Below are 25,546 nucleotides of genomic sequence, written 5' to 3' on the forward strand. Positions count from 1 at the left end.
GCGACGCAGCCAGGATCTCGGCGGTCGACATCAGCAAGGCGGGTGCTGGAGGACTGCATGGCAGACGGTGCCGGCGTCGAAGCCGTCATCGCCAGGCTGGCTCTCCGTTTCGAGACAGGAATCGAAGCCGCAGAACTGGCGAAGATTGCACAAACCACACATTCGGCCGATTCGCGAAAGACGGCAAAACTACAACGGATTGCCGACCTGCTGCAGCGCAGGCCCGAGATCTTCGCCACGCTGCGCAAAACAGGTGGTGCCGTTCGGCACGAGCGTGGGGAGGACGAGACCGACGATGCGGTCGTCAAGCGGCTGGCGGCCGGGTTTGACGCGGCGGCGGCGATCTCCCCGGCGGCGAGCGTCCAGCTGTCATCGCTGGGCAATGAGGAAAAGCTCTCCGCCGCTACGGCTGAGATCGTTGCATGGCTTGAGAGGCGAGGCTTTACCGGCACTGACCGCGACATACTGGATATCGGCTGTGGTATCGGTCGGTTCGAACAGGCGCTCTCCGCTCTGTCGCACCGGATCGTCGGCAGCGATATATCCCCAGCGATGATCTCGATCGCCCGCCGGCGATGCGCCGGGCTCGGCAATGTAGAATTTCGCCCTGCGCGCGGTTTCGATCTTGCCGATTTTTGCGATGCCAGCTTCGACCGCGTGCTGGCCGTCGACAGCTTTCCCTATCTGGTGCTGGCCGGCCTTGCGGAGCGACATTTCGTGGAAATCGCGCGCGTGCTGAAGAGGCCGGGGATGGCCGCGCTTTTGAATTATTCATATCGGGGCTCGCCGGCGCTGGATCGCGCCGATGTCCATAACTTCGCCAACGCAAATGGCATGCAAGTCCTCGTCGACGGCGAAAAGCCGTTCCGGCACTGGGACGGCGATGCCTTCCTGCTTACCATTTCCGGCGGAACATTGCGGCCCAACGATGGTTCGGATGCCGAACGGGAAAAGCCGCTATTCGACGGTATGAAGGAGGACAAGATGGCGTCCGGAAGCAAGAAACACATCGGTCGCGGCAGTCACGGCAAAGGCGCTGGCGCTGGCGCGATGACCGATCTTCCCAAGGACAAGATCGGAGAGAACGCCGTTCTGTCCAACAGAGACAAGAAGCAGCACACCAAGGAGCGTGGGCTCGACGGCAATCGGGTCAAGTCCGAGCAGTACCAGGATCATTCGGCGGATCGGCGGCCTGAAGACTGATCGTTGCGGCGGCATATGGCTTGCAGCCGGCGAGCAATTGAAACGCAGCGAGAGGCCAACCGCTGACGAAGCTGTGCAAGGACCGAAGCCGGTCGCATGGATGGCCTGCAAATTCTTGCAAACTCGCACTGTTGCCACCAGAGTGAGGTGAAGGGACCAACATTTGCCAAGAGAACGCGATGTCTCGCTCAAGGGAAGATTCTGTCAGCACGCGTGCCGATCTGACGATAGACCGGGAAATCGCTTCCTTGCTTGCGGCCATCGAACAGGAAAGGGTTCCTGACCGGCTGACCAAACTTGCGATCGAGTTGCAGCATGCGCTTGTCGAAAGGCGCTTGCGCGAGACCAGCAACTAACGTGACGTGTATTAGCGGCGCCTCTCGGCTTCGAAGTCCAGTTGTCCTTCGGACAGATAGCTGCGCCTTTCCATCAGGGTTTGCGAGGAACTTTCGCCAAGGTATTCCAGCACGCCGGCGCGTGCCCTGTTGAGCCGGCTCTTCACGGTTCCCACCGCGCAACCGCATATTTCGGCCGTTTCCTCATAGCTGACGCCCAGAACGCCTATCAACATCAGAACCTCGCGCTGGTGCTCAGGAAGGCTCTGGATGGCCTGGTGGACCTCCTTGCCCTGTACGGACCATTCCTGCGTCGCTTCCGAGATCGGCCGCAGCGAAGCGCAGTCGAGCAGGCCGGGCGCTTCCCTCACCGCGGCCCTGACACGCGTGTAGTAGGTGTTGCGCATGATCGTGAAGAGCCATGACTTCATGCGCGTTCCAGCTTCGAACTTGTCAATGTTGGCCAAGCCCTTGGTCAGCGTCTCCTGGACCAGGTCGTCGGCATCATCGGGGGTGCGGCAGAAGGTGCGGGCGAAAGCCCTCAAAGCGGGTATGAGGTCGACGATGGAAACTTCTTCGGTTTCGCGAGTCGCCAAGGCGTAGGCTGCAGGTGGCAATGGTCCAGCTCCCGTCCAGAATGAGTTCGTGAGCGCAGACCAGTTAAATGCATTGGGCGAAAGATCGTTCCGGTTGGCGAAAGCACTCGGCTCCAGAAACCGGAGAGGACTTGGCTGAGCAATCCCGGCCGACGGCGATATTTTTGACGGAACAACCATCGGGATCGCGGAGTTCAAAATCAAGGTCGTCCGACAAATTCGGGCGCCGACATTTGGCGCGTCGAAATGCGATCTCGCAGCGAGCCTTGGCTGCGACCTCAAGGGCGGCCCGCCACCTCAAGAAACAGGAGGAGTCCATGACAGGAAACAAGCACGCCAAAGGCAAAACGCCGGCCGATAGCGATCTTGCCAACGATCCCGGCATCGGCAGTTCCAGGGGCACGATCAAGGAGGGCGACCGGCTCGATCAGGGCAACAATACGTTCGAAGGCGATGTCGAGAACGACACCACGCCGCAAGGCGGTATCAATCCCCGGCAAAAGATGCGGACCAACAAGTGACCGGCTGCGCACGATCGAACAAACCTGCTGCAACCCGTGCAGCAATCCCGCGTTAAAGAGCATGAGCCTCGTGTCCGCCCCGGACGTTGATGCGACAGGCTCTTTCGCGGAGACACAGATGACAAAAAAATCGTTTGGCCGCCCCGTTCCAATTCTCGTCGGCCTTGGTTTCCCTCGCCATGTCGAGAATATCTGGCAGGCCTATGACGTCTTAAACGAATGGCCGAGCCGCGGTCCGGCGCACAAGGCGGCGTTCGACGCCTGTCGCGCCGGGCTGGCTGACGAGGTCGACGTCGAGGCGGTGCGCGCGGCGTTCGATACATTCGCCCGCAAGGCGGGCATTCTGGCCTACGATATCGCAGCCGAAACACCAGCACGCCCCACAACAGCTGCGAAGGCCCACGACGCTTGGCTGAAACGCCCATCGGACGGCCGTGTAGACCCTGAAGACGCCCAGCTTGCTTGAAGCGACCACCTTGGTTGAACCGGGAGGAATACGGTGCTGAGAACAGAGTTCGATACCCCTGTTTGCATCTATTTCGGCAAGCCTGGGCGATCGCGATTGGTCAGTTCCGTTTTCGAAGCAGTACATTGCCTGAAAAGCGAGAAATGGCCGGCGCGCAATGCTCCGCTGGCGCAGGCGGCCGCTGATGTATTGAATCGCGCCCGGACCGGTGAAATTACGGCCGCCAAAGCGCGGCAAGCATTTGTCGACGCCGCTTGGGAGGCGAACATTCTTGCCGAAGGCGAGCCGCATGACGCGCGTGGCCTGACAGCCTTCATGTCGGACAGCGGGTGCACGCTGCTTCCCGGCAGTTCCGTCCAAAGCTTGGTTTATCGCGAATGATTGGCGTTCTCGGCCTTTTTCTCCCGCTGCTGCCTGAGGACCTCGTCGGTTCCGACCAGCTTCTTCGATCCGCCGGGAATCGCGGTGGACACAACAGCCGGTGGGTCGCTTGCCGGGAAAGAATCCTCCAGACCCGCCTGCAACTGGTCTTCCAGCGTTTGCGGCTCTTCCGAGCGGCCAGGGGTCCTTCGGATGTCTACATTCTCCAGCGGCTGTGTCATGTCCGGTGAAGACCTGACTTCTCGAATCCAGCCATAGAGCTGTTCGATGGCAAATTCCTTCATTGTGTCGAAATCGGCCTTTTCGTCACGCGATGCCTCGATTTGGTCAACCATGGTCTTCTCGAACCGTTCGAGGCTCTCGCTTCCACACGCTCGGCAGAGACGCACCAGCGCCTCGCGCAGTATGAGTGGCGCAAAGTGCGCTGTCGCCTCGAGCCTGAGCTGCTGCAAACGCTCCGGGGTAGCGGCTTGGAACTTCGACATGCTCGACCTCTCGCCTGTGGAGCATGTCAACGAAAATTGTCGGCGGATGTTCCATCGGCGGCCGCTGCATCGCTCGATCCTCAGCGGTGCGCGCCACCACCGACTGCCATGCGGATACCGAGACAGACGACGAAGCAGCCTGCCACGCGCTGCTGCCAGAGCCTTACCTTCGGTCGTCTCATGATCCAGGCCCCGAGCGTACCGGAAGCGAGCGCATATGTGCCCAGCACGAGCACACCGGTTATTTTTTGGCTGCCGCCGAGCAGCAGCAATTGCAGTGTGACCGATCCGCGCGCGGGATCGACGAACTGTGGAAGGAATGCCACCATGAAGGTTATCGGCCAGGGATTTATCAGATTGGCGATCATTCCTTCGCGTGCGGCCACAAGCGGCCCGACACTGCGGGGCTCCTCGACGGCGACGCCGGCCGACGGCTGCAGCACCAGACGCGATCCAAGCCAAACGAGATAGGCTGCGCCCATCCATCGAAGCATGGCAAAGGCAAGGGGCGATGCCTGGAGCAGCGACGATATGCCGAGGGCAAGGAGTGGCAACTGGACCATGCCGGCGCCGATGGTCATTCCCAGGACGGTGAACAGGGCAACGTCACGGCCCTGCCCGATGCCACGCGCCATCACCAGCAGACTGTCAGGCCCCGGCGGCATCTGCATCAGAATGACCGTCCCGAGAAAGGCCGCCCACGAGGCAGGATCCATGCCGCTACTTCGCCCCGGTTTCGTAGGAGGCCTTCGCGCCGTCCTTCAACCGACCGGCATCTCGCATCATCTTGAGCGCCTCGTCCCTGGTCAGGCCGCACCTGCGGGCAAAGAAAATGACCTCATAGGCCTGCTCGGCCGACAGGCCCTCTTTGGCATGCACTCTGCGCTTGTGTTTGCCTCCGCTCATACAGGCTTGATCCCGTGAGACTTAGCCTCCCCAACTCACATTGGGCCAACCGGTTCCCCACTGCTTCGTCGCTGCGCAGGCTTTTCAGGCGCCGTCGGGCCGGCCCACCCTATCCTTGAGTTCGTTCAGGAACGCGAGCAGCGCGTCCTCAGGTTCGTCGGCCTCTTCGGTCAGCATATCGATGCCCCAGCGGCCGAGGACAGCCTCCTGGACGATGCTCGGCTGCGACATGAAGATGAAGGATTTCGGGCGATTCTTGTCATAGCCGGAGCGGCGCCAGGTCTGCCAAAGCCGGTGCAGCAGCAGACGGATGTTCATGTCGGACATGCTGTAGCCGATGAACAGGATGGTGCGCCCCAGCGCGTCGGCCCGAAATTTCACGTCGAGCGGCGAATCGAACGAAAGCCGGTCGAAATAGTCGGTCTCCGCCAGGACCAAAGATTTGTCGTCGTCGAAATCGCCGTGGAATTTGATGATCTGCGTCACCTCGCCAGTGGCCTTGGGCAAATCCTTCGCATTGGCCACTTTCACAAAGGGCCGGCTATGGATCTCGAAGGCAACTTCGAGATTTCGGTCGTAGTTTGTCGTGTAGATGATCGGAAAATCGAGCGATACGATGAGCTTGTGGATTGCCGACCGCTGCACTTCTTCCCGCGAGACGCTCCACTCACGATCCATCCAACTGCGCAAAGGGCCGAGGCTCCCCTGCTTGAGCCGGTAGTATTCGGCAAGCGCCTGATAGCTGGCCTCCGGCGCACCGATCGTATCCTCGTCCAGACCGAGCTCTTTTTGCATGTGTTCGATGAGCTTTTGCCAGGACGGCAAGCCGACGCTCATCGACACCCCGGCTCCAACGAACAAGATCGCTCGCCGCTCTTTTACCGATTGAGCCAGTTGCTCGACTGCAGACAGCATTCGACACAACTGCGAAAAGCGCCGCTCCGTTCCAGCCGAACCCGGACCACCGGGAATAGATTTACTTCCGACTTGAGCGCTAACATTCGGATCGGCTGTCCCAAGCCCCCGGCCGCCGACTTTGGCCAACCGAATCCGACATTTATTTCGTTGCATTTGGCACTTCTGCGCCGCTCACGCGTTGGAGAGTGTTCAACAAACACGGCGCAGCGGCAGCTAATGGAGCTCTGCGCCAATGTTGGCAAACTCGACAGCCAATGAGGCAAGCGCGACTGGTGGCGGCGAAAAATAGGGTGCCTGGCAAAAGGGGAAAGAGGCCATTGGCTGCGATGCTGGGATGGACGCTGCTGGCAGGCTTCGCGCTGACTACCGCGGCGGTTGCTCAGTCAACGTCAAGCTTTGCGATAAATCCGCCGGCCGCAGCTGCTCCGCCCGACGACGGCCAATGGGCGATGCCGGCAAAGAACTACGCCTCGACCCGCTACAGCGAACTTGCGGAGATCACCGAGGACAATGTCAAGAACCTGCAGGTGGCCTTCACCTTCTCGACCGGCGTCAACAAGGGCCAGGAGGCCGCGCCCCTCGTCGTCGGCAACGCGATGTACATCGTGACACCGTTTCCCAACATCCTCTATGCGCTTGACCTTACCAAGCCCGGCGCGCCGATGAAGTGGAAATTCGAGCCCAACCCCGAGCCCGCCGCGCAGGGAGTTGCCTGTTGCGACGTGGTCAACCGCGGTGCAGCCTTCTTCGAAGGGCGCATCTATTTCAACACGCTCGATGGCCACACGATCGCCGTCGATGCGGCCACCGGCAAACCGGTCTGGAACACTCATATCGGCAACATCAATATCGGCGAGACCATCACCATGGCGCCGCTGGTGGTGAAGGGGAAGGTACTGGTCGGCAATTCCGGCGGCGAAATGGGCGTACGCGGCTGGATCAAGGCGCTCGACGCCGGTGACGGGCACGTCGTCTGGACGGCCTACAATACCGGCCCGGACGCCGAGGTGCTGATCGGCCCCGATTTCAAGCCGCATTACGACATGGACAAGGGCAAGGATCTCGGCGTGACGTCGTGGCCGCCCGACGCCTGGAAGATCGGCGGCGGCAATGTGTGGGGCTGGATCTCCTATGACCCGGACCTAAACCTGATATTCCATGGCACCGGAAATCCCGGTCCGTGGAATCCGGATCTGCGGCCCGGCGACAACAAATGGACCGCCGGAATCTTTGCCCGCGATCCCGACACCGGCGCAGCCAAATGGTTCTATCAATGGACCCCGCACGATTTGCACGACTACGACGGCATCAACGAACAGGTGCTGCTCGACATGTCCTGGCAGGGCAAGCCCCGCAAGGTGCTGGTCCGACCGGAACGCAACGGCTACGTCTATCTGTTGGATCGCACCACAGGCGAGGTCCTGTCGGCAGTCCCCTTCGGGCCCGTCAATTCCAGCACGGGCGTCGACCTCAAGACCGGCCGGCTGATTGTAAATCCGGACAAGAAGACCGGCACCGGCAAGGTTGTGCGCGACATCTGCCCGACCGCATCGGGCCTCAAGGACTGGCAGCCTTCGGCATTCTCGCCCAAGACCGGTCTGCTCTACATCCCGCACAACAATCTCTGCATGGACGAAGAAGGCGTCGAGGTGAATTACATCGCCGGCACGCCCTATGTCGGCATGAACGTGCGCATGATCCCCGGGCCGGGCGGCAATCGCGGTGCTTTCACCGCCTGGGATGTCGCCGCCGCCAAGCCGGCGTGGAGCCTGAAGGAGAACTTTCCGGTGTGGAGCGGCGCCGTCGCCACCGCCGGCAACGTCGTGTTCTATGGCACTATGGAAGGCTGGTTCAAGGCGGTCAGCGCCAGGACCGGCGAACTGCTGTGGCAGTTCAAGACTTCGTCCGGCATCATCGGCCAGCCGATCACCTATCGCGGCCCGGACGGGCACCAATATGTTGCGGTTCTTTCGGGCGTCGGCGGCTGGGCCGGTGCGATCGTATCCGGCGATCTCGATCCGCGCGACGCCACCGCCGCGCTCGGCTTTGTCAACGTCATGAAGGATCTGAAGGATGTAACCACGCCGGGAGGTACGCTGTATGTGTTCCGGCTCCCTTGAGACGACCGGCCGAGTTGCGCGCGCACGGAGAAAATCTTCCCGGCGGTTTGGCGCCGCGGTCGGCGCACTGGCGCTCTCGCTCGTCGCCGCCGTTGCCGATGCGCGCGAATTGAGGATCTGCGCCGATCCCAACAACATGCCGTTCTCCAATGCCGCCAGGCAGGGCTTTGAAAACAAGATCGCCGAACTCGTCGCGACGGAGCTTGGCGCGACTGTTTCCTACACGTGGTGGGCACAGCGGCGCGGCTTCGTCCGCAACACGCTGAAAGCCGGCTTGTGCGATCTGGTGCCCGGCACGCCCGCCAATCTCGAGATGCTGCGCACGACCGCGCCCTACTACCGGTCTTCCTATGTGTTCGTGACACGCAAGGATGCGCCGGAAATCACGTCCTTCAACGATCCTCGCCTGCGCGATCTGCACATCGGCGTCCAGCTGATCGGCGACGATGGCGCCAACTCGCCCCCCGTCCAGGCGCTTGGCCGTCGTGACATCGTCGGCCATCTCATCGGTTTCCCCGTCTATGGGGACTATTCGGCGCCGAACCCGCCAGCGCGCATCATTGAGGCGGTCGCGAATGGCGACATCGATATGGCCGTCGTCTGGGGGCCGTTGGCCGGCTACTTTGCATCCAGGCAGAAGGTGGCGCTGCGGATCACGCCGGTTTCGCCGCGCGTGGACGGCCCGCAACTGCCGATGATCTACGACATCTCGATGGGCGTGCGCCGTGGCGACGATACGCTGCGCAACGAGGTGAACGCCGCCCTGACCAGACACCGCGCCGAGATCGACGCGATCCTGGCGACCTACCAGGTGCCCCGCCTCGATCCTGTCGGAGCGCCTTGAAATGAAGCGCGGTCTTCCCTTGCTGGTGTTCGCGATCCTCGCGGTTTCCGGGTGCCAGCGTGAGGAACGCGACACGCGTCCACAGTCGGCGTTCGGCTCGGGCGATCAACCGGCAGCCGTGACTGCCCTCGAGCCGGGCGGCCAACGGCCGACCTCGTCCGACAGCAAGGCCGGCGTGTTCGAGGCCAACGCCTTCCACCTCAGCGAGGGCAAGCGTCTGTTCAACTGGTTCAACTGTTCCGGCTGCCATGCCAATGGCGGCGGCGGCATGGGCCCGGCGCTCATGGACCAGAAGTGGCTCTATGGCAGCTCGATCGAAAGCATCCACGCCACGATCAGGGACGGCCGGCCCAACGGCATGCCGAGCTTCCGCGACACGATCCCGGATGACCAGATCTGGGAGCTTGCCGCCTTCGTCCGGGCGCTTAGCGGCAACGCACCGTCCTCCGCCGCGCCGGGCCGCGACGACGACATGATGCCCCATCCATCCGAGAATCGCCTGCCGGACGCCACGACGCTGGGGAAGTCGCCGTGAGCCGCGGTGTCTGGACGGTGTGCGGGTGCACGGCCTGCATCCTGGTCCTCGCAGGATGCAGCGGCTGGCAATCCGCGCTCGACCCAAAGGGCCCGGCCGCGAACGAGCTCGCATGGCTGATCTGGTTCTTTACAGCACTCTGCACGGTGGTCTGGCTTCTGGTGATGGCCGTGCTGATCGTGCCATTGACCCGGCGCCCGCTGCCGGTCGGCGATCCGCTTGTCCTCGACGCTGCCGCCGAGCGCAGCAAGATGCGAATTGTCGTCGCCGCACTCGCCGCTACCGCCCTGATCCTGGTCGGCCTGACGCTGCTGAGCTACTTCGCTAACCGGACGCTCGCCGCCATTGGCTCGGATGCGGCGCTGACGATCCGGGTGACCGGGCATCAATGGTGGTGGGAGGTGCGCTACGAAAACGATCAGCCAAAGCGCATCCTGACGACCGCCAATGAAATCCACATTCCAGCGGGCGAGCCGGTGCGGCTTGTAGTGACCTCGACCGACGTCATCCATTCCTTCTGGGTGCCGAACCTCTCGGGCAAGCTGGACCTCATTCCAGGCCACGAGAACGTTCTCGATCTGAAGGCTGACAAGCCCGGCGTCTATCGCGGCCAGTGCGCCGAGTTCTGCGGCGCGCAGCATGCCAATATGAGCACCTTCATCATCGCCGAACCTCGGCCCGTCTTCGATGCCTGGCTGAACGATCAGCTGCGGCCGGCGGCCGCCCCCGTGTCGGCCGAGGCCAAAACCGGCCACGACCTGTTCCTCAAACGGCCCTGCGTGATGTGCCACAAGATCGGCGGCACCATCGCCGGCGGCACGGTCGCCCCAAACCTCACGCATATCGCAAGCCGGCAAACGCTCGCTGCCGGCACGCTGACAATGAGCCGCGGCAATCTCGCAGCCTGGATAGCCAATCCGCAGGGGATCAAGCCAGGCGCCCACATGCCGGTGGTGCGACTGGACGGGGACGAACTGAATGCGATCGTCGCCTATCTCGAGGGCCTGAAATGAGCAGCGCCGACGTGGCCCGTGAGCGTCGGCTCGCCGGCGAGCGAGCAGCGGCCAGCAAAGGAGACCTGGCCCCCGAGCGCGACGGTCCTCGCGACACCGGCCTCGACGACTCCAGCCTTGACCGCTGGCTGGCGCGGACATGGCAGACGGCGCCGGGCATCATCGGTGCGCTCTCGAGCGTCGACCACAAGATTGTCGCGCGGCGCTACCTGATTACCGCTTTCGCCTTCCTGTGCTTCGGTGGCCTCAGCGCCGTTGCCATGCGCATCCAACTGTCGGGGCCGGAGCGCGGGCTGATCGGGCCGGACCGCTACAACCAGCTGTTCACCATGCATGGCGTGACGATGATGTTCCTGTTTGCGGTGCCGATCGTTCAGGCGACCGGCATCTATCTCGTGCCGCTGATGGTCGGCACCCGCAACATCGCCTTTCCGCGCCTCAATGCATTCAGCTTCTGGATTTATCTCTCCGGTGGCCTCTTCGCCTGGGTGTCGTTTGCACTTGACATGGCGCCCGACGTCGGCTGGTTCTCCTACGTGCCGCTGTCCGGTCCTGAATTCGGGCCAGGCAAGCGTTCCGACGTGTGGGCGCAGATGATCACCTATACCGAAGTGTCGTCGTTGGCGGTCGCGGTTGCCACCATCGTCACCGTGCTGAAGCAGCGTGCGCCGGGCATGTCGCTGGACAAGATTCCGCTCTATGTCTGGGCGATGCTGGTCACCTCCTTCGTCATCGTGTTCGCCATGCCGGCGGTCATGATCACGTCGACGTTCCTGATCCTCGACCGGCTGGTCGGCACCCATATCTTCAATCCCGCCGAGGGCGGCGACGTATTGCTGTTCCAGCACCTGTTCTGGTTCTTCGGCCACCCCGAAGTCTACATCATATTCCTGCCGGCTACCGGCATGGTGTCCTCGATCATCGCCGCTTTCGCCCGGCGTCCGGTATTCGGCTATCTGGGCATGGTACTGGCCTTGATCGCAGTCGGCTTTCTGTCGTTCGGCCTGTGGGTTCACCACATGTTCGCAACCGGTCTGCCCAAGCTCGGCGCGAGCTTCTTCACCGCCTCGAGCATGCTGATCGCCATCCCGAACGGGCTGCAGATCTTCTGCTGGCTGGCGACATTGTGGGACGGACGCCCGATAATCAGGACGCCGCTGCTGTTCATGTTCGGCTTCTTCTTCACGTTCGTCGCGGGCGGCCTGACTGGGGTGATGCTGGCGTCGGTGCCATTGGACCTGCAAGTGCACGACACCTATTTCGTGGTCGCGCATTTCCATTACGTGCTGATCGGCGGGTCGGTGTTCCCGCTGCTCGGCGCGACCTATTTCTGGTTCCCCAAGATCACCGGCCGGATGATGAGCGAACGTCTCGGACGCTGGCACTTCTGGCTTGCCTTCCTGGGCTTCAATGCGGCGTTCTTTCCGATGCACATTGTCGGCCTGTGGGGCATGCCGCGGCGGGTCTACACCTATCCGGTGGAACTCGGCTGGGGCAACATCAACCTGTTCATCACAGCCGGCGCGGTCATCCTGTTCCTAAGCTTCGTTCTGTTCACTATAAACCTGGTGTACAGCGCCTCGAGGGGCGCCCCGGCCGGGGACAATCCCTGGAATGCCGGCACGCTGGAATGGGCGACGAGCTCTCCACCGCCGAGCTATAATTTCGCTCGGATCCCGGTGGTTACCCACGCCGAGCTGCTCTGGGCCGAACGTGACACGCTGCCTGTCGCGACCGGGCTTCGCGTCGACGCGCGCGAACTTGTCATTTCGACCGTGGCAGAGGCGCATCCAGATGTGCGCGAGAAGTCGGCGACGCCGTCGATCTGGCCATTGTTCGCCGCGCTCGCCGTCGGCGCCACCTTTCTCTATTCGATCTTCAGCCCGTGGGCGGTGGTCTGGGGAGCCGGGCCGATCGCCATCACTTTGATCGGTTGGTTCTGGCCGAAAGGCGATCCGGAGGATGAGGAATGAAACAGCATCCTGTCGCCGATCTTTCCAAACTCCCGACCTTCGGGATCGGACCGCGCAGCCCGACCTGGTGGGGCACTCTCGCCTTCATGGCGCTGGAGGGCACCGGCTTCGCGCTCGCCGCAGGCACCTATCTTTACCTCGCCTATCTGTCGCCCAAATGGCCATTGGGCGTGCCGCCGCCCAACCATTGGCCGGGCACCATCGTCACGCTGTTGCTGCTCGCCAGCGTGGTGCCCAATCACATACTGAACAGCTACGCCGAAGCCTGTGCCATGGTGCCCGTGCGCATCGGCCTGATCGTCATGTCGCTGCTCGGTATCGCACCGCTTGTCGTGCGTTGGTTCGAATTTCCGGCCCTCAACATTTATTGGGATACCAATGCGTACGGCTCGATGCTGTGGGTCCTGCTCGGCCTTCACACAACGCACCTGATTACCGACGTCGGCGACACGCTGGTGCTGACGGTCCTGATGTTCACGCGCCATGGCTATAGCGGCCGGCGTTTCGGGGACGTTGGCGACAACGTCTTCTACTGGGATTTCGTGGTCGCGACCTGGATTCCGATCTATCTGTTGATCTACTGGATGCCGAGGCTTGACTGAGATGCGTGCGCTTCGCTTGGGCACATCATGGGGCGGGCTGTTGTCCGGGCCTTTGGCCTGGGCGGTGTCGACGCAACTGAATTATGCGTTCGTGGAGTGGCAGTGCGCCCACGGCATTCCCGTCATACCGGTCATTGCGCTGGTGCTGACAGTGCTGGCCTTGCTCGGCGGCGTGCTTTCGTGGCGGGCGCGACAGCAAGGTGGCGCCGCCTTTAAACCGGATCGTACGCGCGGCACCGAGGATTTCGTCGCCAATATCGGCATTCTCAGCGCGGTGCTGTTTGCGCTGGTAATCGTCATGCAAGGCGCGGCTTCGCTCATTGTTGACGGCTGCCTACGATGAGCTTCGACGCGCTCTTCTCGACCTCGATCTGCTACGGTGCCGGCGCCCCGCGGGCCGGCTTGACGCTGGCGTTGCCGATCACGCTGCCGCTAACCATGGTCGCACTGCTTTACGCGGCAGGCGCCTTTCGGCTGTGGCGGCGGAGTGCCCGCAGCCGCCCGTTGCGGTTGCGGCAAGCCCTGCTGTTTGCGACCGGCTGGGCCATTTTGGCGGCAGCACTGGTCAGCCCGCTCCACGAATTCGGTGAGCGCGTTTTCACCGCCCACATGATCGAGCACGAGCTGTTGATGGCGGTGGCGGCACCCCTGCTGGTCGCCTCCCGTCCAGCGGCGGCGATGATGTGGGCATTGCCGATCAAGCTGCGGCTGGCATTTGGCGCAGCCGGGCAGGCGAAGGTGCTTCGAGCCGTTTGGGCCGCTGTCAGCCGTCCTCTAGCCGCGACCTTCCTGCACGGCGTCGCGATATGGGCGTGGCACGTTCCGGCGCTGTTCGAGGCGGCGCTTGCACAGGGTGTCCTGCATTATGCGCAACATGCCAGCTTCTTCGGTACGGGGCTGCTGTTCTGGTGGGTGCTGCTGCCGCGTTCAGGCGGCGAACAAGCCTACGGCAGCGCAGTGATGCACCTCTTTTTCACCTCGCTGCACACCGGCCTGCTCGGGGTGCTGCTGCTGGTCTCGCCAAGGCTGTGGTACCCGGTAAACGCAGCCGGCGCGGAATTGTGGGGCCTTAGCCCGCTCGAGGACCAGCAGCTCGCCGGCTTGGTGATGTGGGTTCCGGCCGGCCTGATTTATGGCGGAGCCGCGTTGCTGCTGGCCGGTCTGTGGATTCGCTCAAGTGGACAGAGAAGATGGGAGGCGTCGCATGCGCTCCAGGCTGTCTAAGCTGGTCATTGGTGCCGGGACGGCAATTGCCGTGCTGGCCGCAGCTTGGGCGGCGCTGACGTTGTGGCCGGAGCGCCTCACCAGGGTCGCGCATAAGACGGACAATGCCCCTGGCAGCATCGGCGTGCGCGCAACATCGCGCTTCACTCCGTCCGGACCCATCCTCGGCGCCGCGGCAATTGTCGTGCTTGTTGCAGCCCTGGCCGGGATCGCGTTGTACTTCGAGCAAAGCCGTCGAGTGGAGCAGAAGGCCGACAATGCAACCGGCGGTGTTGGCGCCCGCGCCATACCAATCATCATGGCCAATGGCTGTGCCGGATGCCACACGATCACCGGCGTTCCCAGCGCACAAGGGTTGGTTGGTCCACGCCTCGACGCCAGCTTGGCCACCCGGATCTATATCGGCGGCGTATTGTCCAACAACCCGCGAAATATGGTCCGTTGGATACGCGCCGCAAGGGAGGTCAATCCGCACACGGCAATGCCTTCGACCAGAATTTCCGAGCAGGAGGCGCGGGATATCGCGGCCTATCTCTATTCGCTGAAATGAATGTCATCGCTCATCCCGGCAGCTGCACGCGGCCTGTCTTCACCAGTCGATCGCAGGCCGAGAGATCATTAGCCAGAAAATCCCGAGTACCGCAGCGAAGGCGGGGAAGCCGAAGGCGAACCACAGCCGGAAGAGCCGATGATAGCGCGGCGGCAACGGCGCGCCTGCAGCGGCGGCTTGCGATGCCAGCTTGCGCATCTCCATTTGCATCCAGACGACCGGGAGCCAGAACATTCCGGTGAAGATATAGAGCGCGATCGAAAGTACGATCCAGCCCTCCGACAGCGAGTAGCCTGCCTGCCAGGCGAGCGCGGCTCCGGTCAAAGGCTGCGCGACCACGGCCGTCGCGGTGAAAAGGAAGTCGGCGACGACGACGATACGCGCCACCGCCGCAATCGTCGCGGCATTGCCGGTCCTGTGGGCGAGCAGCATGAAGAAAGCGATACCGGCGCCGGTACCAAGCAGCACGGATGCGCCGATGACATGCAGAAATCTCAGCAGGAAATAGAGCATCAACGCTCCTCCAGCACTGCCAAGGCCACAAAGTGCAGCACCAGGATCGGCAACACCTTGAGGAACGGCCCAAGCGGGTCGTTCCACAGCTCGGGGCTCAGGAAGCTTCCGACGACCAGGTAGAAGAGCGAGAGCGCGATGCCGCCATAGAGGCCTTTTCGCGCCGCCGGCCGCCAGGCTAGGAGCGCGCCGACGGCGATGTCGGCAAGAGCACCGGCTATCACCGTCGGCGCCGACAAGATGCCACCCCCAGTGCTTTGCATCAGCTCGATGCCACCGTTATAGCCGGTGGTCAGCGACACAATACCCGTCACGATCCAGAAGAAGGGCAGGACGACGAAGATCGCAGGCTTGATGAAATACAGCCGGGCAAACCATTTTTCCTGCACCGTTGCCGGATTGAGCGCGAGGAAGCCCGCCAGGGTTTGCGGGCGTATGCCGGTCGTGGCGGTCCAGTCCGAGGGATCTCCAACCGCTCCTCGGGCAATCTCTCTGGCCGCGTTGGTGCGCATCGGTGGACGCCAGCCGAACATCGCGGCAAGGTCGCCGAGGCGGTAGAGAAGCCTTGCAACAACCGCCGGCAAGACAAACCTGGCTGCAGGAGCCCAGCCGAGCCATCGGCGATAGCTGCCGACGACCTCGTCCATGCTCAGCTGTTCGGGACCGACAAGTTCCAGCACGATGCGAGACGGACTGGCGGGATCGAGAAGGAAGACGACGGTTGAGACCACGTCGTCGAGCTGCACCACCTGGAGCCGGCCGGTGCCGGGCATGGACGGCAGCACCGGCAGCGAGGCGAGACCCCTAAACAATGCGCTGGCCCCAAACACCGGCCGGCCGAGCACCACGGACGGGCGCAGGATCACCCAATCCAGATCAAGCGCCATAAGCGCTTGGTCGCCAGCCAGCTTCGTCGCCGAGAATGCCGAAGGCTGCGCCCGATCGACGCCGATTGCCGAGAAGTGGATCACCCGGGTAACCCCTGCCCGCGCACAGGCGAGGAAGAGTGCTGCCGCCGCCTCGCGATGGACTTCGCGCGTCTTTTCACGAGGGCTATCCTGCAGAACGCCGGCACAATTGACGACGGCGTCTATGCCCCTGAGATGCGGTAGCCAGTCTTCGGGCTGCAGCGCCACCGCCATGTCCAGCACCAGCAATTGATAATTGCCGGTCCGGTTTGCGCCGGGGCTGCGGACCAATCCGATCACCTCATGTCCTTCGGAAAGAAGGCGTGCCACAACGGAGGCACCGATCAGGCCGGTGGCGCCGGTAACCAGGACTTTCACTGGACCCCATTCTCCGACGGCGGGAAAGTATCGTTCATTCCGGTTTATCGCCCTCGATACTCCCCTTCATACCGGAAAGTTCTTCCGTCGTGCATAACAACCGCGGCCGCGCCGGATCGGAGATGTCGAGCTTGTCCCAAGGGATGCGGTACATGCTGTCGCGACTGCGCAGTCGAAAGACATTGAGGACCGCAATGCCGATGGCCGAAGCGGACAGACGCTCGAAGGCCGCGTAGATGCCGACATAGTACTCGGCAATCACCAGGTCGTCGCCATCCGATTCTGCGCGTATCTCCTCGATATGACCGATGCTTTTGCCGCGCTGCGAAAGCACATTCCTGCCAGCCAATTGCTCGAGATTGATAGTAGCCATCATCCAGCTCCCGGGATACGCCCAATGACACGGTCGCGCAGCCAGTCCTGCCAGTCGAAAATCGCCGTTTCGCGGACGTCGATATCGAACTCGATGTCGACGCCGATGTCGCGCACCTTGTTCCAGGCGATGCGGTGCGGCTCGGCATGGCGCTTGCCGCCGAGCCTTGCCGCAAGCCGCGCCATCCAGCGCCCGGGCCGCTGGCCAAGCCGGCGCGCCAGCGTGATCGAGCCGAGCTCGACCGCAATGATTTTTGGCGGCTTGCCTGGCCTGAGTTCGGCCACCAGCCCGTCAACCTTGCCGATCTTGACCTGCTCGCGGTCGACCACTTGCTTGTCCAGGATGTCGCGCAGCAAATCCATCACGTGCCTCCGAATATCTGCAAAGGAATGGTCACGATCGCGAGCACGAAACCGAGCGCGATGATGAAGATGACCGCGGCATTCGCTATCATGCCATTGCGGTGCTCGCCGACATAACGCTCGTCGTTCAGCAGGAAGAGGAACGGCACCACGGTTAGCGGCAGGCTGGCGGCCGTCAGCGCCATGGAGAAGATGGTGAGCTTCAGCGGATCGAGACCCAGTGCGATCGGAATGGCGGCGAGAAACAGCGAGACCGTATACACGGCGCTGAAGCCCGGGTCGTCGCGCGGTTTCAGGTTCTCGCCCCAGGTCCAGCCGAAACCCTGCGCCACAAGGTAGGCTTGCTGCAGGCCGATTTCGAGCGCGGCGCCGAAACAGGCAATGCCTAGTGACGCAACGAACAGGACAAATCCCCAGAAACCGAAGATCTGGATCAGCATCAGCGGCAGTTGGTGGTAGTCGTCGACCTGCACTATGCCGTGTGCTGCCAGAACGAGCGCCGCCACAATCAGCACACCCATAGCGATTGTGCCGCCAAAACTCATGCCCAGGCCGGCAATCGCCCGATTGGCTCCGAGATAGCTCTTGTCCCACTCGTCCTCGATCGCTCCCGACGAATAGAACATGAACAGATAGGGCGAGATCGACGCACCAAGAATGCTGACCGCCATGAACCAGTAGTTGGCCGCGTCGTGATCCGGCAGTGTTGGCACGGCCCCGGCCGCGACCTGCCCCCAATCGGGCTTCAGCATGACGGCGCCAACCACGAAGCACAGCGTGACCAGCCCGAGGATCGCGACGCCTTTTTCGATGAGTCCGAACGTGCCTTTCCAAAGGAACAGCCATGCCAGAAAAGCGACCGGCAGCGCCCACCACTGAAAGCCGATGCCGGTGGCGAGCTCGAGCGCAATGGCAACACCGCCGATTTCGGCTGCCATGACCAAGAAGTTAACCAGCAAAGTGGCGAGCAACGGCCACAGAAAGGCGTTGAAGCCAAACCGTTCCCGGATCCCGTCGGCGATGGTGTGATGACTAACTGCGGCGAAGCGTCCGGCCATTTCGACCAGGAAGATGATGCAGATCGTGCCCAGGACGACGGCCCATATCAGCTGAAACCTGAACGCCGCGCCGGCCTGAGCGGCGGTCGCCATTGATCCGACCTCAAGAAAGCCGCCAACGCTGGTGACGACGCCGAGCGATATTTCGAGCAGCTTCTTCATGATTTCGGCGCGAAATATTTCGCGTAGGACGTGCTCAGGTCGGCGGCGGCGGCCCGCAGATCCTGCTGTGCGTGTTCCACTTCCGAGCGGTTGCCGTTCTGCACGGCCGTGGCCGCGCGAATTACCGCTGCCGAAAGCCGTCCAACCGCGATCGTCAGACCGGCTTGCCCGCCGGGCTCAGGCGACTTGCCGGACTGGATTTGCGCACCGGCATCGGCGAGCGCCTTGCCGGCCGATTGCAAAGTGCGCGACGTGTATTCCGACGGGGCTCCCCCAGCGATCCAGCTCTCCAGGACCAGCGATGCGGTCTGTGCGGCGGAAGCCGCGGTTTTCGACTGCTGCTCGACCTGGCCGGAAGGCGAGCATGCCGTCAGTACAAATATTACCAGCAGCAAGCACAGGCGGTCTGGTCGAGGACCGACGGCTGTAACGGCATTTACAATACGTGCTTGTAGCGTTGCTGCCACACGATTGTTCTCCCCGCACCAAGCGACTTCGGCGCGAAGTTTGATCTAGAGCGCTGGGTGATCAGGTCAACTGAACCGTGATGAACGGCGCTGGCACCGCGGAACAAACCAGCGATCGCCGGATTAGGGGATGAGGAGGCAAAGGCCATGGACAGGGAAGAGCGTATCAAGCAGCGAGCCCACGAGATCTGGGAGCGCGAAGGCCGTCCGCAAGGACGCGAGCGCGAGCACTGGGATCAGGCCGTGCAGGAGATCGAAGCTGAGGGTTCCGAGGCCGAACGCGGCCCGGTCGTGCCCGATCCAACGGTCGAGGCCGGCTCCGATCCGGAGGCACGCGGCAGCAAGCGGCGGCGAGGGACATGAGGCCGATGCCTCGTTTCGTCGCCTGGATCGTGGTCGTACTGGTCGTGCTGTTCGCCGCCTGGCTTATGATCGGGCGCGACAGAACCGGCGGCGGAGGTCAGCCCACGCCGCACGCAATTGATCAAAATGGATAGGAGCCGACATGACGGGAACCGATACTCATCCTGAACAAGACCCGGCGGAAGGATCGCGATCGATAGTGGAAAAGCAGCTCCGCAACGAGCAAGGCGGCGAGGGTCAAGATCGCAAAGCCGAGCCAGCTCCCGACAAATCCGGCAGCAAGACCAAGACACCTTCGGAAGCGCGCAAGAAAGGCTCAGGCTTGGATTGAGCCGGCCGAAAGCGGGCTCACACTGCCGTTTGCCTCGAAATAATAGGGATAGCGCTCCTGGACGATTTCGAGCACCTCGAAGATGCGGCGAAGATGCGTTCGCATCGCCTCTTCCGCCGCAAACGCGTCGGCCTGCTCAAGCGCATCGACAATCCGCCGATGCTGGCCGAGGACCACCGACATGCTGTCGAGGCGCGGAAAAGACAGGAAGCGGAAGCGGTCCATGTGCAGCTTCGCCGCGCTGATGTCGGCCCAGATTCCGGGAAACCCGGCATGACTGGCGATGTGCTGGTGGAACAGCTCGTCCGACTTGAAGAAGCGCCTGTCGTCCGCGATGGAGGCGAACGTCTCCTGGACGGCCAGTTCGCCTTTGAGCACGGCAAGCAGGTCGGCACGGCGCGGGCTCTCGACCGCGCGCTTGATCAGGCCGACTTCGAGCGCTTCGCGCAGAAACTGCGATTTTTCGAGATCGGCAATTCGGAGCGGCGCCACCATGCTGCCGCGCTGCGGATAAATGTCGATCAAGCCAAGACCGGCCAACCGGGCGAGCGCCTCCCTGACCGGCGTGCGGCTCACGCCGAGGGCTTCCGACATCGCCTTTTCAGAAATCAGCTCGTGCGGCTTCAGGCGGAAGGTCAGGATCTGGTCGAGCAAAACCTCGAACGTCCTAGCCGCGACTGAAGCGCCGGGGGCGGTTTCGTCGAGCCGCCCCTCGGTGATGGTCCGCGTTCCCAAAAGCCGTGCCATCGGCGACCCCTTATAGGCTCTGCAGCTTCAAGCCGTTCATGAAATGCCTGCGCAAGCAGCAGCGCCGACGTTATTCCTTGCGCGGAGAACCGCCGATGCGCGCCAGCAGGCCGCCATCGACGCGTACGACCTCGCCGGTGACGAAGGAGGCATCGTCGGACAGCAGGAAGGCGACGACTGCGGCAATCTCTTGCGGCTGGGCGGTACGGCCGAGCGGATGCATGTTGTCGAGGATGCGCAGGATCTCGTCGGGCTTATCGTTGAGCTTGACCGCATCCCGCAGCATCGGCGTGTCGACCGCGCCCGGAGCGACGGCATTGACGCGCACACCGAGCGGCGCATAATCGACGGCCATCGATTTGACCAGCCCGATCAGGCCGTGCTTGGCCGTGCTGTAGGCCAGAACCCCTTCCTGGCTGGCCAGACCCTGCACCGAGCTCATATGGACGATGGCGCCGCGGCTTTGCCGCAGCAGCGGCATCGCCGCGCGGGAGAGCAGGTAGGCAGCCTTGAGGTTGACGTTCATCACCTCGTCCCAAAGCGCCTCGTCCGTGGTCTCCACCGTTCCGTAACGCTGGATGCCGGCATTGTGGGAGAGCATGTCGAGCCCGCCGAACGCGGACCGGGCAAGCTCGACGGCGCGGCCACAGGCTTCAGTGTCGGCGGTCGAGCCAAGCACGGTGTGCACGGTCACGCCGCGCGCCGAAAGCTGCGCCGCGACGTCATCCAGCTGATCGCCCGCCCGGTCGAACAGAATCAGGTCGACGCCTTGCCCGGCCAGTCTTTCGGCGACAGCACGGCCGATGCCCATGGCCGCTCCCGTGACCAGTGCGCGTTTTTTGAACTCAGCCATTTATTCTCCCTCGAACAGTTGCGCAGTGACTACCATGGTAGTCGATCGGCGCCACTTGACGTGCCTTCTTTGCCGAACCGGCCCAAGCGTGTTCGGCGTCATGTCGATCCTTGCATGAAAGCCAGCGTTTCCGCGCGCGTCGGTGCGCCGAGCCGTCCGCCAAAGCGCAGGCACTTTAGCGCGGCGGCGGCGCTGGCCACTGCTATCGCCCGCTCTTCGTCCCAACCTTCGGCCAGGCCTAGAGCGAAGGTGCCGTGAAACACGTCGCCCGCCGCCAGGGTGTCGACGGCTTCGACCCGCGGCGACGGCAGATGACGGACATCATTGCCGCCCGGGTGCTGGAACACGGTGCCGTTCGCGCCATCGGTGACCGCCACGAAGGCGCCGGTCCGTTGGCCGAGAATGGCGACGGCGGAACCAGCGGATATCTCCGGACCGCAAAGGATGCGTGCCGCCGGCAGCGAAGCAACGACATGCGAGGCGAGCGGCAGCAGCCGGTCGAGCTCCGGTCGCGACGCGACATCGGCGTCAAGGATCGCCGGGATGCCGCACTCGCGAGCCTTCGCCAGCGCCAGGGCCGCGGCTCCAGGCCAGCGGACATCAACCAGCACGACGTCGAAGCGGGAAAAATCCGCGGGCGGAAGACGGTCAGGATCGGCTTGCGTGACGGCATCGTAGAAGGGCACGATCATGCGTTCGCCGGCGGCATCGACCAGGATCGTGGCAATGGCCGAGCGGCCACCTTCAACCCTGCGCACCAGCGAACAGTCGACCCGCTCCGCCTCCATCTGGCCGATGACATCGCGGCCGACAGCATCGTCGCCGACGCTTGCCCATAGCCAGACCTGCCCGCCCTGGCGGCTGGCTGACGCGGCGGCGCTTGCCGCCATCCCGGCCGCGATCTGTATAGCCTCGCTCGGCAGGAACTTGCCGGCGCCGGAGGGCAGGACATCGAGGCGCAAGATCGTGTCGTAGGTGAGCGCGCCGACGCAGAGCAGGCGGGGCGCCGTCATCGCAGCCGGTAGCCGCGCTGATGGGCAATCGCTGTCATCACGCCTCTCAATTCGGCAAGGCCGCGAAGACGGCCGATCACGGGGTAGCCGGGATGGGTGCGCCGCGCGGCGTCATCAATCAGCTCGTGGCCATGATCCGGGCGAAACGGCAGCAGCGCCGCCGGTTCACCGGCATCGCGGCGGCGTTGCTGCTCGTCGAGCAAGATCGAGACCACCGAGACCATGTCGACATCGCCGCTCAGATGCTCGGATTCCATGAACGAGCCGTCCGGGTCCATGCTGACATTGCGCAGATGCACGAACTTTATCTTGTGCGCAAAGCGCCTGGCGATTGCGGGCACGTCATTGGCCGGGTTGGCGCCCAGCGACCCGGTGCACAAGGTGAGGCCGCTATGGGCCGATGGCACGGCGTCCAGGATAAGGGCGATGTCGTCGGCGTTCTTGACGATCCGGCACAGGCCGACGAGATCGCGCGGCGGATCGTCCGGGTGGATCGCCAACGTGACGCCCGCCTCTTCGGCCGCCGGCAGCACGTTTTCGAGAAAACGGACGAGGTTCTCGCGCAGCCGGTCGTGCGACAGGCCCGACTGCTCGGCCACCACTTCGCGCAATTCTGCTATGTCGTAGCGCTTGAAGGCGCCCGGCAGGCCGGCCATGATGTTGGCGAGCAGACGTTCTTTTGACGTATCCGGCGTCGTCTCGAACCATTCGCTCGCCCGCTGGAGAACATCGAGCGCATAGTCGCGCTCCGAGCCCTTGCGCTGCAGCATGTAGCAATCGAACGCGGCAAGCTCGTGCATGTTCATGCGGAGCGCCCGTCCGCCGCCCGGCAGCGGCGCAGCCAGGTCGGTCCGGGTCCAGTCGAGGATCAGCATGAAGTTGTAGCAGACCGTGCGCACACCGCAGGCGCCGAGATTGCGTAAGGTCTGCCTGAAATTGTCGTAGAGCCGGTCGAGATCGCCGCGGCCGAGCTTGATGTCCTCGTGCACGGGCACACTCTCGACGACGCTCCATTTCAGGCCCATCGCCGGATCCGCCTCGATAAGCGCCTGGCGCTGCCTAATAGCGTCGATCGGCCAGACTTCGCCGTAAGGGATGTCGTGCAGTGCCGTCACGATGCCGGTCGCGCCGGCCTGCCTGGCATGGGCAAGCGTTGCCGCGTCGCTCGGCCCAAACCATCGCCACGTCTGCTCCATTCGACCTCCAGCTGCGGAATTTCTCGATGAGGACCGCTGATGTATTGGATACTACCATGGCAGTCAATTGCTTGCCGCAGCCCAGTGCCTGTGTCTGCGTTCGGGCCGCCCCCTATGAGAGATTACAACTGTACGTGGCGTTCAGATTGAACGGCTATGCAAGGTCCGAGTTTCGGCTGGCCCAAATCGTGCCGCGTTCGAACATCGTGCGCATTTGCGGCACGGCGAACTCGTCGGCGGTGTGGCCGAGCGCGCTGTAGAAGACGCGGCCCTTGCCGTAGCGGCGCTTCCAGACGACCGGCATGACGACGCCGGCGATGAAATCGAGATGCTCGCCGGTGAAAGTAGTCGTCGCCAGCACCTCGTTGGTCGGATCGACATGCATGTAATACTGCTCTGAACGGTAGGCGAAGCCGTCGATGCCCTGCATGACCGGATCGTCTGGCCTGGTGATATCGACGTGATAGTCGATGATGTTGCCGGGATGGGCGACCCACTGGCCGCCGGTCATGAACTGGTATTCCGGCTCGTTGCGGAAGCTGTCGCACATCGTGCCGTGAAAGCCCGCAAGGCCGGTGCCGGCCCCGACGGCGCTGGTCAGGTTTTGCAGCTCCGGCTTTTCGATCGTCGACATCGTGATCACCGGGACGATGAGATCGAGCTTGCTCAGCTGCGGATCGGCAAGCGCCGAAGTCCCCTGCTCCAGCTGCACGTCGAAGCCGTTGCCGGCCAGCATCTCCTTGACGATTTCGGCGCTTCGAGCCGGGGTGTGACCTTCCCAGCCGCCCCAGAAAATCAGTGCCGTCTTGCTCATCGCATTGTTCCCTATTCCAGAATTCCGAAAGGCAGATCGGCGCGCATCGGCGCCGGCCGGGCGCAGCCATATCTGAGATCGATACGCTGCCCTACGTCTGCTGAAGAGATGATCGATTCCATGATTTCCAGGACATGGAGGGAAAGGTCGAGACTGGCGCGGTGTTGCCTGCCCGAGACGATCGCCTGCGCCATGTCGGCAAGGCCGAGGCCCCGGTAATTGCCGTCGCCATAGGAATGGATCTGATCGGCCACCGTCCAGTCGCCCTTGCGCTGGCTGGTCCTGATGTCGCCCTGGAACTGGTTGGGATCGGAGACGATCATCGAGCCCGTGGTTCCGTAAAGTTCGATGTGATTGTGTTCATGCTTCCAGACGTCGAAGCTGGTGGTGATCGAGACCGCGGCGCCATTCTCGAATGCGAGCAGGCCGGAAATATGGGTCGGCACCTCGACCCGGATGGTCTCGCCCTGGCGCGGTCCAGAACCGATGGTGCGGGTGGCGTAGGATGACTTCGCCTGCCCGGTCACGGATTTTACCGGACCCAGGAGATTGACCAGGCAGGTCAGGTAGTACGGTCCCATGTCGAGCATCGGCCCGCCGCCGGGCTGATAGTAGAAATCCGGATTGGGATGCCAGAGCTCGTGGCCGGGCACCTGCATGAAGGCAGAGCCGGCGACAATGGTCCCGACCGTATCCTTATCGACCAGCCGCCGCGCCGTTTGGTGGGAGCCGCCAAGAAAGGTGTCGGGTGCACAGCCGACGCGCACGCCCTTTTCGCGCGCGGCCGCGACCAGCCGCTCGGCGTCGCTGAGCGTCGTTGCCAGCGGCTTCTCGGAATAGACGTGCTTGCGTTGCCCGACAGCCTGCAGGCCGACCGGCACATGATGCTGCGGCGTCGTCAGGTTGAGCACGATCTCGACGCGCGGATCGGCCAACAGCGCGTCGACCGGCATGGCAGCCAGGCCGTAGGTCGCTGCTTTCGCCTCGGCTGCCGCCCGGTTGATGTCGGCGACGCCGACAATGTCGAGCACCGGGAATTGTGGCGATGCCTTCAGATAGGCATCCGAAATGTTGCCGCAGCCGATAATGCCGACGCCGATCCTCCGCATGGGCTTCTCCTCAAAAGGCGGCATTGATGAAACAGCAGAACTCGTTTGTCACCCCCCTTTCGGCCGGACGAGGTTATCCCGTGACAAGGATATACCTCGAGAGCCTCAGAACCGCCGCCCGATCACAATCGCGCGCCTATGCGCGAGCCGCTTGCTTTCGAGGTCGAACGGCCGGTACTCAGCAACATTGCTTCATGTAGCTTGCTCGACATTTTTGATGCCGGCTT

General features: G+C 63.0%; 33 protein-coding genes and 1 pseudogene. 16 read left to right on the forward strand and 18 right to left on the reverse strand.

Annotated features, from left to right (window positions below):
• Positions 1 to 57: 57 nt before the first annotated feature.
• A pseudogene (locus tag NKH93_RS17385) lies at positions 58 to 759 on the forward strand (class I SAM-dependent methyltransferase); the annotation flags it as partial.
• 225 nt (positions 760 to 984) lie between these two features.
• Positions 985 to 1,203 carry a hypothetical protein gene (locus NKH93_RS17390; RefSeq protein WP_023676213.1) on the forward strand — a complete coding sequence of 73 codons (219 nt, stop codon included), beginning with the start codon at positions 985 to 987 and terminating at the stop codon, positions 1,201 to 1,203.
• A 188-nt stretch (positions 1,204 to 1,391) separates the two neighbouring features.
• On the opposite strand, the gene NKH93_RS17395 is transcribed toward NKH93_RS17390, so the two are convergent.
• Positions 1,392 to 1,520: a hypothetical protein gene (locus NKH93_RS17395; protein ID WP_352502174.1), complete on the reverse strand. Its 129-nt coding sequence runs from the start codon at positions 1,518 to 1,520 to the stop codon at positions 1,392 to 1,394.
• Between the two features lie 50 nt (positions 1,521 to 1,570).
• On the reverse strand, positions 1,571 to 2,134 hold the full coding sequence (locus tag NKH93_RS17400; RefSeq protein ID WP_352488584.1) for a sigma-70 family RNA polymerase sigma factor: 564 nt from the start codon (positions 2,132 to 2,134) through the stop codon (positions 1,571 to 1,573).
• Positions 2,135 to 2,451: 317 nt separating this feature from the next.
• Here NKH93_RS17400 and NKH93_RS17405 point away from each other — a divergent pair, with 317 nt between their 5' ends.
• From NKH93_RS17405 to NKH93_RS17415, 3 genes are all read left to right on the forward strand, one after another.
• Positions 2,452 to 2,655, forward strand: a complete 204-nt coding sequence (locus tag NKH93_RS17405; protein WP_292657608.1) for a hypothetical protein — start codon at positions 2,452 to 2,454, stop codon at positions 2,653 to 2,655.
• Positions 2,656 to 2,773: 118 nt separating this feature from the next.
• Entirely contained in the window at positions 2,774 to 3,121 is a 348-nt protein-coding gene (locus NKH93_RS17410) for a DUF982 domain-containing protein (protein WP_352818920.1), read from the forward strand.
• A gap of 33 nt (positions 3,122 to 3,154) precedes the next feature.
• The gene (locus tag NKH93_RS17415; RefSeq protein ID WP_352818916.1) at positions 3,155 to 3,502 is read left to right on the forward strand and encodes a DUF982 domain-containing protein; all 348 of its coding nucleotides are present in this window, start codon (positions 3,155 to 3,157) and stop codon (positions 3,500 to 3,502) included.
• On the opposite strand, the gene NKH93_RS17420 is transcribed toward NKH93_RS17415, so the two are convergent.
• The 4 genes from NKH93_RS17420 to NKH93_RS17435 all read right to left on the reverse strand — a co-directional run bounded on the left by NKH93_RS17420 (position 3,490) and on the right by NKH93_RS17435 (position 5,808).
• Positions 3,490 to 3,987: a hypothetical protein gene (locus tag NKH93_RS17420; protein ID WP_352971107.1), complete on the reverse strand. Its 498-nt coding sequence runs from the start codon at positions 3,985 to 3,987 to the stop codon at positions 3,490 to 3,492. The two genes, NKH93_RS17415 and NKH93_RS17420, sit on opposite strands and share 13 nt — an antisense overlap.
• A gap of 80 nt (positions 3,988 to 4,067) precedes the next feature.
• On the reverse strand, positions 4,068 to 4,703 hold the full coding sequence (locus NKH93_RS17425) for a LysE family translocator (RefSeq protein WP_352971110.1): 636 nt from the start codon (positions 4,701 to 4,703) through the stop codon (positions 4,068 to 4,070).
• A 4-nt stretch (positions 4,704 to 4,707) separates the two neighbouring features.
• Entirely contained in the window at positions 4,708 to 4,893 is a 186-nt protein-coding gene (locus NKH93_RS17430) for a hypothetical protein (protein ID WP_352971112.1), read from the reverse strand.
• 84 nt (positions 4,894 to 4,977) lie between these two features.
• Entirely contained in the window at positions 4,978 to 5,808 is an 831-nt protein-coding gene (locus NKH93_RS17435; protein ID WP_502896456.1) for an SIR2 family NAD-dependent protein deacylase, read from the reverse strand.
• Between the two features lie 329 nt (positions 5,809 to 6,137).
• Between NKH93_RS17435 and NKH93_RS17440 the strand changes: the two genes are divergently transcribed.
• From NKH93_RS17440 to NKH93_RS17480, 9 genes are read left to right on the forward strand one after another with little or no spacing between them, the layout of a single operon-like run.
• Positions 6,138 to 7,931, forward strand: a complete 1,794-nt coding sequence (locus NKH93_RS17440) for a methanol/ethanol family PQQ-dependent dehydrogenase (RefSeq protein WP_352971158.1) — start codon at positions 6,138 to 6,140, stop codon at positions 7,929 to 7,931.
• Complete coding sequence (locus NKH93_RS17445; RefSeq protein ID WP_352971117.1) at positions 7,912 to 8,775, forward strand: substrate-binding domain-containing protein; 864 nt, start codon at positions 7,912 to 7,914, stop codon at positions 8,773 to 8,775. The genes NKH93_RS17440 and NKH93_RS17445 overlap by 20 nt, the downstream gene beginning before the upstream one ends.
• A 1-nt stretch (position 8,776) precedes the next feature.
• Entirely contained in the window at positions 8,777 to 9,310 is a 534-nt protein-coding gene (locus tag NKH93_RS17450) for a c-type cytochrome (protein WP_352818897.1), read from the forward strand.
• Positions 9,307 to 10,323: a cytochrome c oxidase subunit II gene (gene coxB / locus NKH93_RS17455; RefSeq protein ID WP_352971119.1), complete on the forward strand. Its 1,017-nt coding sequence runs from the start codon at positions 9,307 to 9,309 to the stop codon at positions 10,321 to 10,323. The genes NKH93_RS17450 and coxB overlap by 4 nt, the downstream gene beginning before the upstream one ends.
• On the forward strand, positions 10,320 to 12,296 hold the full coding sequence (gene ctaD / locus NKH93_RS17460) for a cytochrome c oxidase subunit I (RefSeq protein ID WP_352971121.1): 1,977 nt from the start codon (positions 10,320 to 10,322) through the stop codon (positions 12,294 to 12,296). Before coxB ends, ctaD begins: the two co-directional genes overlap by 4 nt.
• Positions 12,293 to 12,898, forward strand: coding sequence for a cytochrome c oxidase subunit 3 (locus tag NKH93_RS17465; protein WP_352971123.1), 606 nt, complete (start codon positions 12,293 to 12,295; stop codon positions 12,896 to 12,898). Before ctaD ends, NKH93_RS17465 begins: the two co-directional genes overlap by 4 nt.
• 1 nt (position 12,899) lies before the next feature.
• Positions 12,900 to 13,241 carry a hypothetical protein gene (locus tag NKH93_RS17470; RefSeq protein ID WP_352971125.1) on the forward strand — a complete coding sequence of 114 codons (342 nt, stop codon included), beginning with the start codon at positions 12,900 to 12,902 and terminating at the stop codon, positions 13,239 to 13,241.
• Positions 13,238 to 14,122 carry a cytochrome c oxidase assembly protein gene (locus NKH93_RS17475; RefSeq protein ID WP_352971128.1) on the forward strand — a complete coding sequence of 295 codons (885 nt, stop codon included), beginning with the start codon at positions 13,238 to 13,240 and terminating at the stop codon, positions 14,120 to 14,122. The genes NKH93_RS17470 and NKH93_RS17475 overlap by 4 nt, the downstream gene beginning before the upstream one ends.
• Complete coding sequence (locus NKH93_RS17480) at positions 14,103 to 14,672, forward strand: c-type cytochrome (RefSeq protein ID WP_352768260.1); 570 nt, start codon at positions 14,103 to 14,105, stop codon at positions 14,670 to 14,672. Before NKH93_RS17475 ends, NKH93_RS17480 begins: the two co-directional genes overlap by 20 nt.
• Positions 14,673 to 14,711: 39 nt before the next feature.
• Here NKH93_RS17480 and NKH93_RS17485 read toward each other — a convergent pair whose 3' ends face one another.
• From NKH93_RS17485 to NKH93_RS17510, 6 genes are read right to left on the reverse strand one after another with little or no spacing between them, the layout of a single operon-like run.
• Positions 14,712 to 15,185 (reverse strand): DUF2269 family protein, encoded by a 474-nt coding sequence (locus NKH93_RS17485; protein WP_352971130.1) that lies wholly within the window; start codon positions 15,183 to 15,185, stop codon positions 14,712 to 14,714.
• Entirely contained in the window at positions 15,185 to 16,471 is a 1,287-nt protein-coding gene (locus NKH93_RS17490) for an SDR family oxidoreductase (RefSeq protein ID WP_352971132.1), read from the reverse strand. Before NKH93_RS17490 ends, NKH93_RS17485 begins: the two co-directional genes overlap by 1 nt.
• A 34-nt stretch (positions 16,472 to 16,505) precedes the next feature.
• Entirely contained in the window at positions 16,506 to 16,844 is a 339-nt protein-coding gene (locus NKH93_RS17495; protein ID WP_352971134.1) for a hypothetical protein, read from the reverse strand.
• The gene (locus tag NKH93_RS17500) at positions 16,844 to 17,206 is read right to left on the reverse strand and encodes a hypothetical protein (protein WP_352768253.1); all 363 of its coding nucleotides are present in this window, start codon (positions 17,204 to 17,206) and stop codon (positions 16,844 to 16,846) included. The genes NKH93_RS17495 and NKH93_RS17500 overlap by 1 nt, the downstream gene beginning before the upstream one ends.
• Positions 17,206 to 18,426 carry an NRAMP family divalent metal transporter gene (locus NKH93_RS17505; protein ID WP_352502156.1) on the reverse strand — a complete coding sequence of 407 codons (1,221 nt, stop codon included), beginning with the start codon at positions 18,424 to 18,426 and terminating at the stop codon, positions 17,206 to 17,208. The genes NKH93_RS17500 and NKH93_RS17505 overlap by 1 nt, the downstream gene beginning before the upstream one ends.
• Positions 18,423 to 18,821: a hypothetical protein gene (locus NKH93_RS17510; RefSeq protein WP_352768247.1), complete on the reverse strand. Its 399-nt coding sequence runs from the start codon at positions 18,819 to 18,821 to the stop codon at positions 18,423 to 18,425. Before NKH93_RS17510 ends, NKH93_RS17505 begins: the two co-directional genes overlap by 4 nt.
• A gap of 219 nt (positions 18,822 to 19,040) precedes the next feature.
• Here NKH93_RS17510 and NKH93_RS17515 point away from each other — a divergent pair, with 219 nt between their 5' ends.
• Both NKH93_RS17515 and NKH93_RS17520 read left to right on the forward strand, forming a co-directional pair.
• Positions 19,041 to 19,256 carry a DUF2934 domain-containing protein gene (locus NKH93_RS17515; protein WP_352768244.1) on the forward strand — a complete coding sequence of 72 codons (216 nt, stop codon included), beginning with the start codon at positions 19,041 to 19,043 and terminating at the stop codon, positions 19,254 to 19,256.
• Positions 19,257 to 19,398: 142 nt separating this feature from the next.
• Entirely contained in the window at positions 19,399 to 19,587 is a 189-nt protein-coding gene (locus tag NKH93_RS17520) for a hypothetical protein (RefSeq protein WP_352768241.1), read from the forward strand.
• On the opposite strand, the gene NKH93_RS17525 is transcribed toward NKH93_RS17520, so the two are convergent.
• The 6 genes from NKH93_RS17525 to NKH93_RS17550 form a co-directional block, all read right to left on the reverse strand.
• Positions 19,573 to 20,334 (reverse strand): GntR family transcriptional regulator, encoded by a 762-nt coding sequence (locus NKH93_RS17525; RefSeq protein ID WP_352768239.1) that lies wholly within the window; start codon positions 20,332 to 20,334, stop codon positions 19,573 to 19,575. The genes NKH93_RS17520 and NKH93_RS17525 overlap by 15 nt on opposite strands.
• A 70-nt stretch (positions 20,335 to 20,404) precedes the next feature.
• The gene (locus NKH93_RS17530) at positions 20,405 to 21,187 is read right to left on the reverse strand and encodes an SDR family NAD(P)-dependent oxidoreductase (protein WP_352451506.1); all 783 of its coding nucleotides are present in this window, start codon (positions 21,185 to 21,187) and stop codon (positions 20,405 to 20,407) included.
• A 98-nt stretch (positions 21,188 to 21,285) separates the two neighbouring features.
• Complete coding sequence (locus NKH93_RS17535) at positions 21,286 to 22,200, reverse strand: PfkB family carbohydrate kinase (protein ID WP_352971137.1); 915 nt, start codon at positions 22,198 to 22,200, stop codon at positions 21,286 to 21,288.
• Complete coding sequence (uxuA, locus tag NKH93_RS17540; protein WP_352971139.1) at positions 22,197 to 23,396, reverse strand: mannonate dehydratase; 1,200 nt, start codon at positions 23,394 to 23,396, stop codon at positions 22,197 to 22,199. The genes NKH93_RS17535 and uxuA overlap by 4 nt, the downstream gene beginning before the upstream one ends.
• Positions 23,397 to 23,550: 154 nt before the next feature.
• The gene (locus NKH93_RS17545) at positions 23,551 to 24,210 is read right to left on the reverse strand and encodes a ThuA domain-containing protein (RefSeq protein ID WP_352971141.1); all 660 of its coding nucleotides are present in this window, start codon (positions 24,208 to 24,210) and stop codon (positions 23,551 to 23,553) included.
• 11 nt (positions 24,211 to 24,221) lie between these two features.
• The gene (locus NKH93_RS17550; protein WP_352971143.1) at positions 24,222 to 25,319 is read right to left on the reverse strand and encodes a Gfo/Idh/MocA family protein; all 1,098 of its coding nucleotides are present in this window, start codon (positions 25,317 to 25,319) and stop codon (positions 24,222 to 24,224) included.
• Between the last annotated feature and the right edge of the window lie 227 nt (positions 25,320 to 25,546).

It is taken from the genome of Mesorhizobium sp. M0954 (genome assembly GCF_040319155.1).
Classification (GTDB): domain Bacteria; phylum Pseudomonadota; class Alphaproteobacteria; order Rhizobiales; family Rhizobiaceae; genus Mesorhizobium.

Excerpts from the sequence above, each read along its gene's own strand:
- NKH93_RS17535 (WP_352971137.1), bottom strand. The coding sequence starts at position 22,200 with ATGACGGCGCCCCGCCTGCTCTGCGTCGGCGCGCTCACCTACGACACG.
- NKH93_RS17410 (WP_352818920.1), top strand. The coding sequence starts at position 2,774 with ATGACAAAAAAATCGTTTGGCCGCCCCGTTCCAATTCTCGTCGGCCTT.
- NKH93_RS17465 (WP_352971123.1), top strand. The coding sequence starts at position 12,293 with ATGAAACAGCATCCTGTCGCCGATCTTTCCAAACTCCCGACCTTCGGG.
- NKH93_RS17430 (WP_352971112.1), bottom strand. The coding sequence starts at position 4,893 with ATGAGCGGAGGCAAACACAAGCGCAGAGTGCATGCCAAAGAGGGCCTG.
- NKH93_RS17420 (WP_352971107.1), bottom strand. The coding sequence starts at position 3,987 with ATGTCGAAGTTCCAAGCCGCTACCCCGGAGCGTTTGCAGCAGCTCAGG.
- NKH93_RS17525 (WP_352768239.1), bottom strand. The coding sequence starts at position 20,334 with ATGGCACGGCTTTTGGGAACGCGGACCATCACCGAGGGGCGGCTCGAC.
- NKH93_RS17470 (WP_352971125.1), top strand. The coding sequence starts at position 12,900 with ATGCGTGCGCTTCGCTTGGGCACATCATGGGGCGGGCTGTTGTCCGGG.
- NKH93_RS17440 (WP_352971158.1), top strand. The coding sequence starts at position 6,138 with ATGCTGGGATGGACGCTGCTGGCAGGCTTCGCGCTGACTACCGCGGCG.
- NKH93_RS17530 (WP_352451506.1), bottom strand. The coding sequence starts at position 21,187 with ATGGCTGAGTTCAAAAAACGCGCACTGGTCACGGGAGCGGCCATGGGC.
- NKH93_RS17450 (WP_352818897.1), top strand. The coding sequence starts at position 8,777 with ATGAAGCGCGGTCTTCCCTTGCTGGTGTTCGCGATCCTCGCGGTTTCC.
- NKH93_RS17520 (WP_352768241.1), top strand. The coding sequence starts at position 19,399 with ATGACGGGAACCGATACTCATCCTGAACAAGACCCGGCGGAAGGATCG.
- NKH93_RS17550 (WP_352971143.1), bottom strand. The coding sequence starts at position 25,319 with ATGCGGAGGATCGGCGTCGGCATTATCGGCTGCGGCAACATTTCGGAT.
- NKH93_RS17515 (WP_352768244.1), top strand. The coding sequence starts at position 19,041 with ATGGACAGGGAAGAGCGTATCAAGCAGCGAGCCCACGAGATCTGGGAG.
- NKH93_RS17445 (WP_352971117.1), top strand. The coding sequence starts at position 7,912 with ATGTGTTCCGGCTCCCTTGAGACGACCGGCCGAGTTGCGCGCGCACGG.
- NKH93_RS17475 (WP_352971128.1), top strand. The coding sequence starts at position 13,238 with ATGAGCTTCGACGCGCTCTTCTCGACCTCGATCTGCTACGGTGCCGGC.
- NKH93_RS17500 (WP_352768253.1), bottom strand. The coding sequence starts at position 17,206 with ATGGATTTGCTGCGCGACATCCTGGACAAGCAAGTGGTCGACCGCGAG.
- NKH93_RS17545 (WP_352971141.1), bottom strand. The coding sequence starts at position 24,210 with ATGAGCAAGACGGCACTGATTTTCTGGGGCGGCTGGGAAGGTCACACC.
- ctaD (WP_352971121.1), top strand. The coding sequence starts at position 10,320 with ATGAGCAGCGCCGACGTGGCCCGTGAGCGTCGGCTCGCCGGCGAGCGA.
- NKH93_RS17505 (WP_352502156.1), bottom strand. The coding sequence starts at position 18,426 with ATGAAGAAGCTGCTCGAAATATCGCTCGGCGTCGTCACCAGCGTTGGC.
- NKH93_RS17425 (WP_352971110.1), bottom strand. The coding sequence starts at position 4,703 with ATGGATCCTGCCTCGTGGGCGGCCTTTCTCGGGACGGTCATTCTGATG.
- NKH93_RS17435 (WP_502896456.1), bottom strand. The coding sequence starts at position 5,808 with ATGCTGTCTGCAGTCGAGCAACTGGCTCAATCGGTAAAAGAGCGGCGA.
- NKH93_RS17480 (WP_352768260.1), top strand. The coding sequence starts at position 14,103 with ATGCGCTCCAGGCTGTCTAAGCTGGTCATTGGTGCCGGGACGGCAATT.
- NKH93_RS17395 (WP_352502174.1), bottom strand. The coding sequence starts at position 1,520 with ATGCTGCAACTCGATCGCAAGTTTGGTCAGCCGGTCAGGAACCCTTTC.
- NKH93_RS17390 (WP_023676213.1), top strand. The coding sequence starts at position 985 with ATGGCGTCCGGAAGCAAGAAACACATCGGTCGCGGCAGTCACGGCAAA.
- NKH93_RS17495 (WP_352971134.1), bottom strand. The coding sequence starts at position 16,844 with ATGGCTACTATCAATCTCGAGCAATTGGCTGGCAGGAATGTGCTTTCG.
- NKH93_RS17485 (WP_352971130.1), bottom strand. The coding sequence starts at position 15,185 with ATGCTCTATTTCCTGCTGAGATTTCTGCATGTCATCGGCGCATCCGTG.
- uxuA (WP_352971139.1), bottom strand. The coding sequence starts at position 23,396 with ATGGAGCAGACGTGGCGATGGTTTGGGCCGAGCGACGCGGCAACGCTT.
- NKH93_RS17405 (WP_292657608.1), top strand. The coding sequence starts at position 2,452 with ATGACAGGAAACAAGCACGCCAAAGGCAAAACGCCGGCCGATAGCGAT.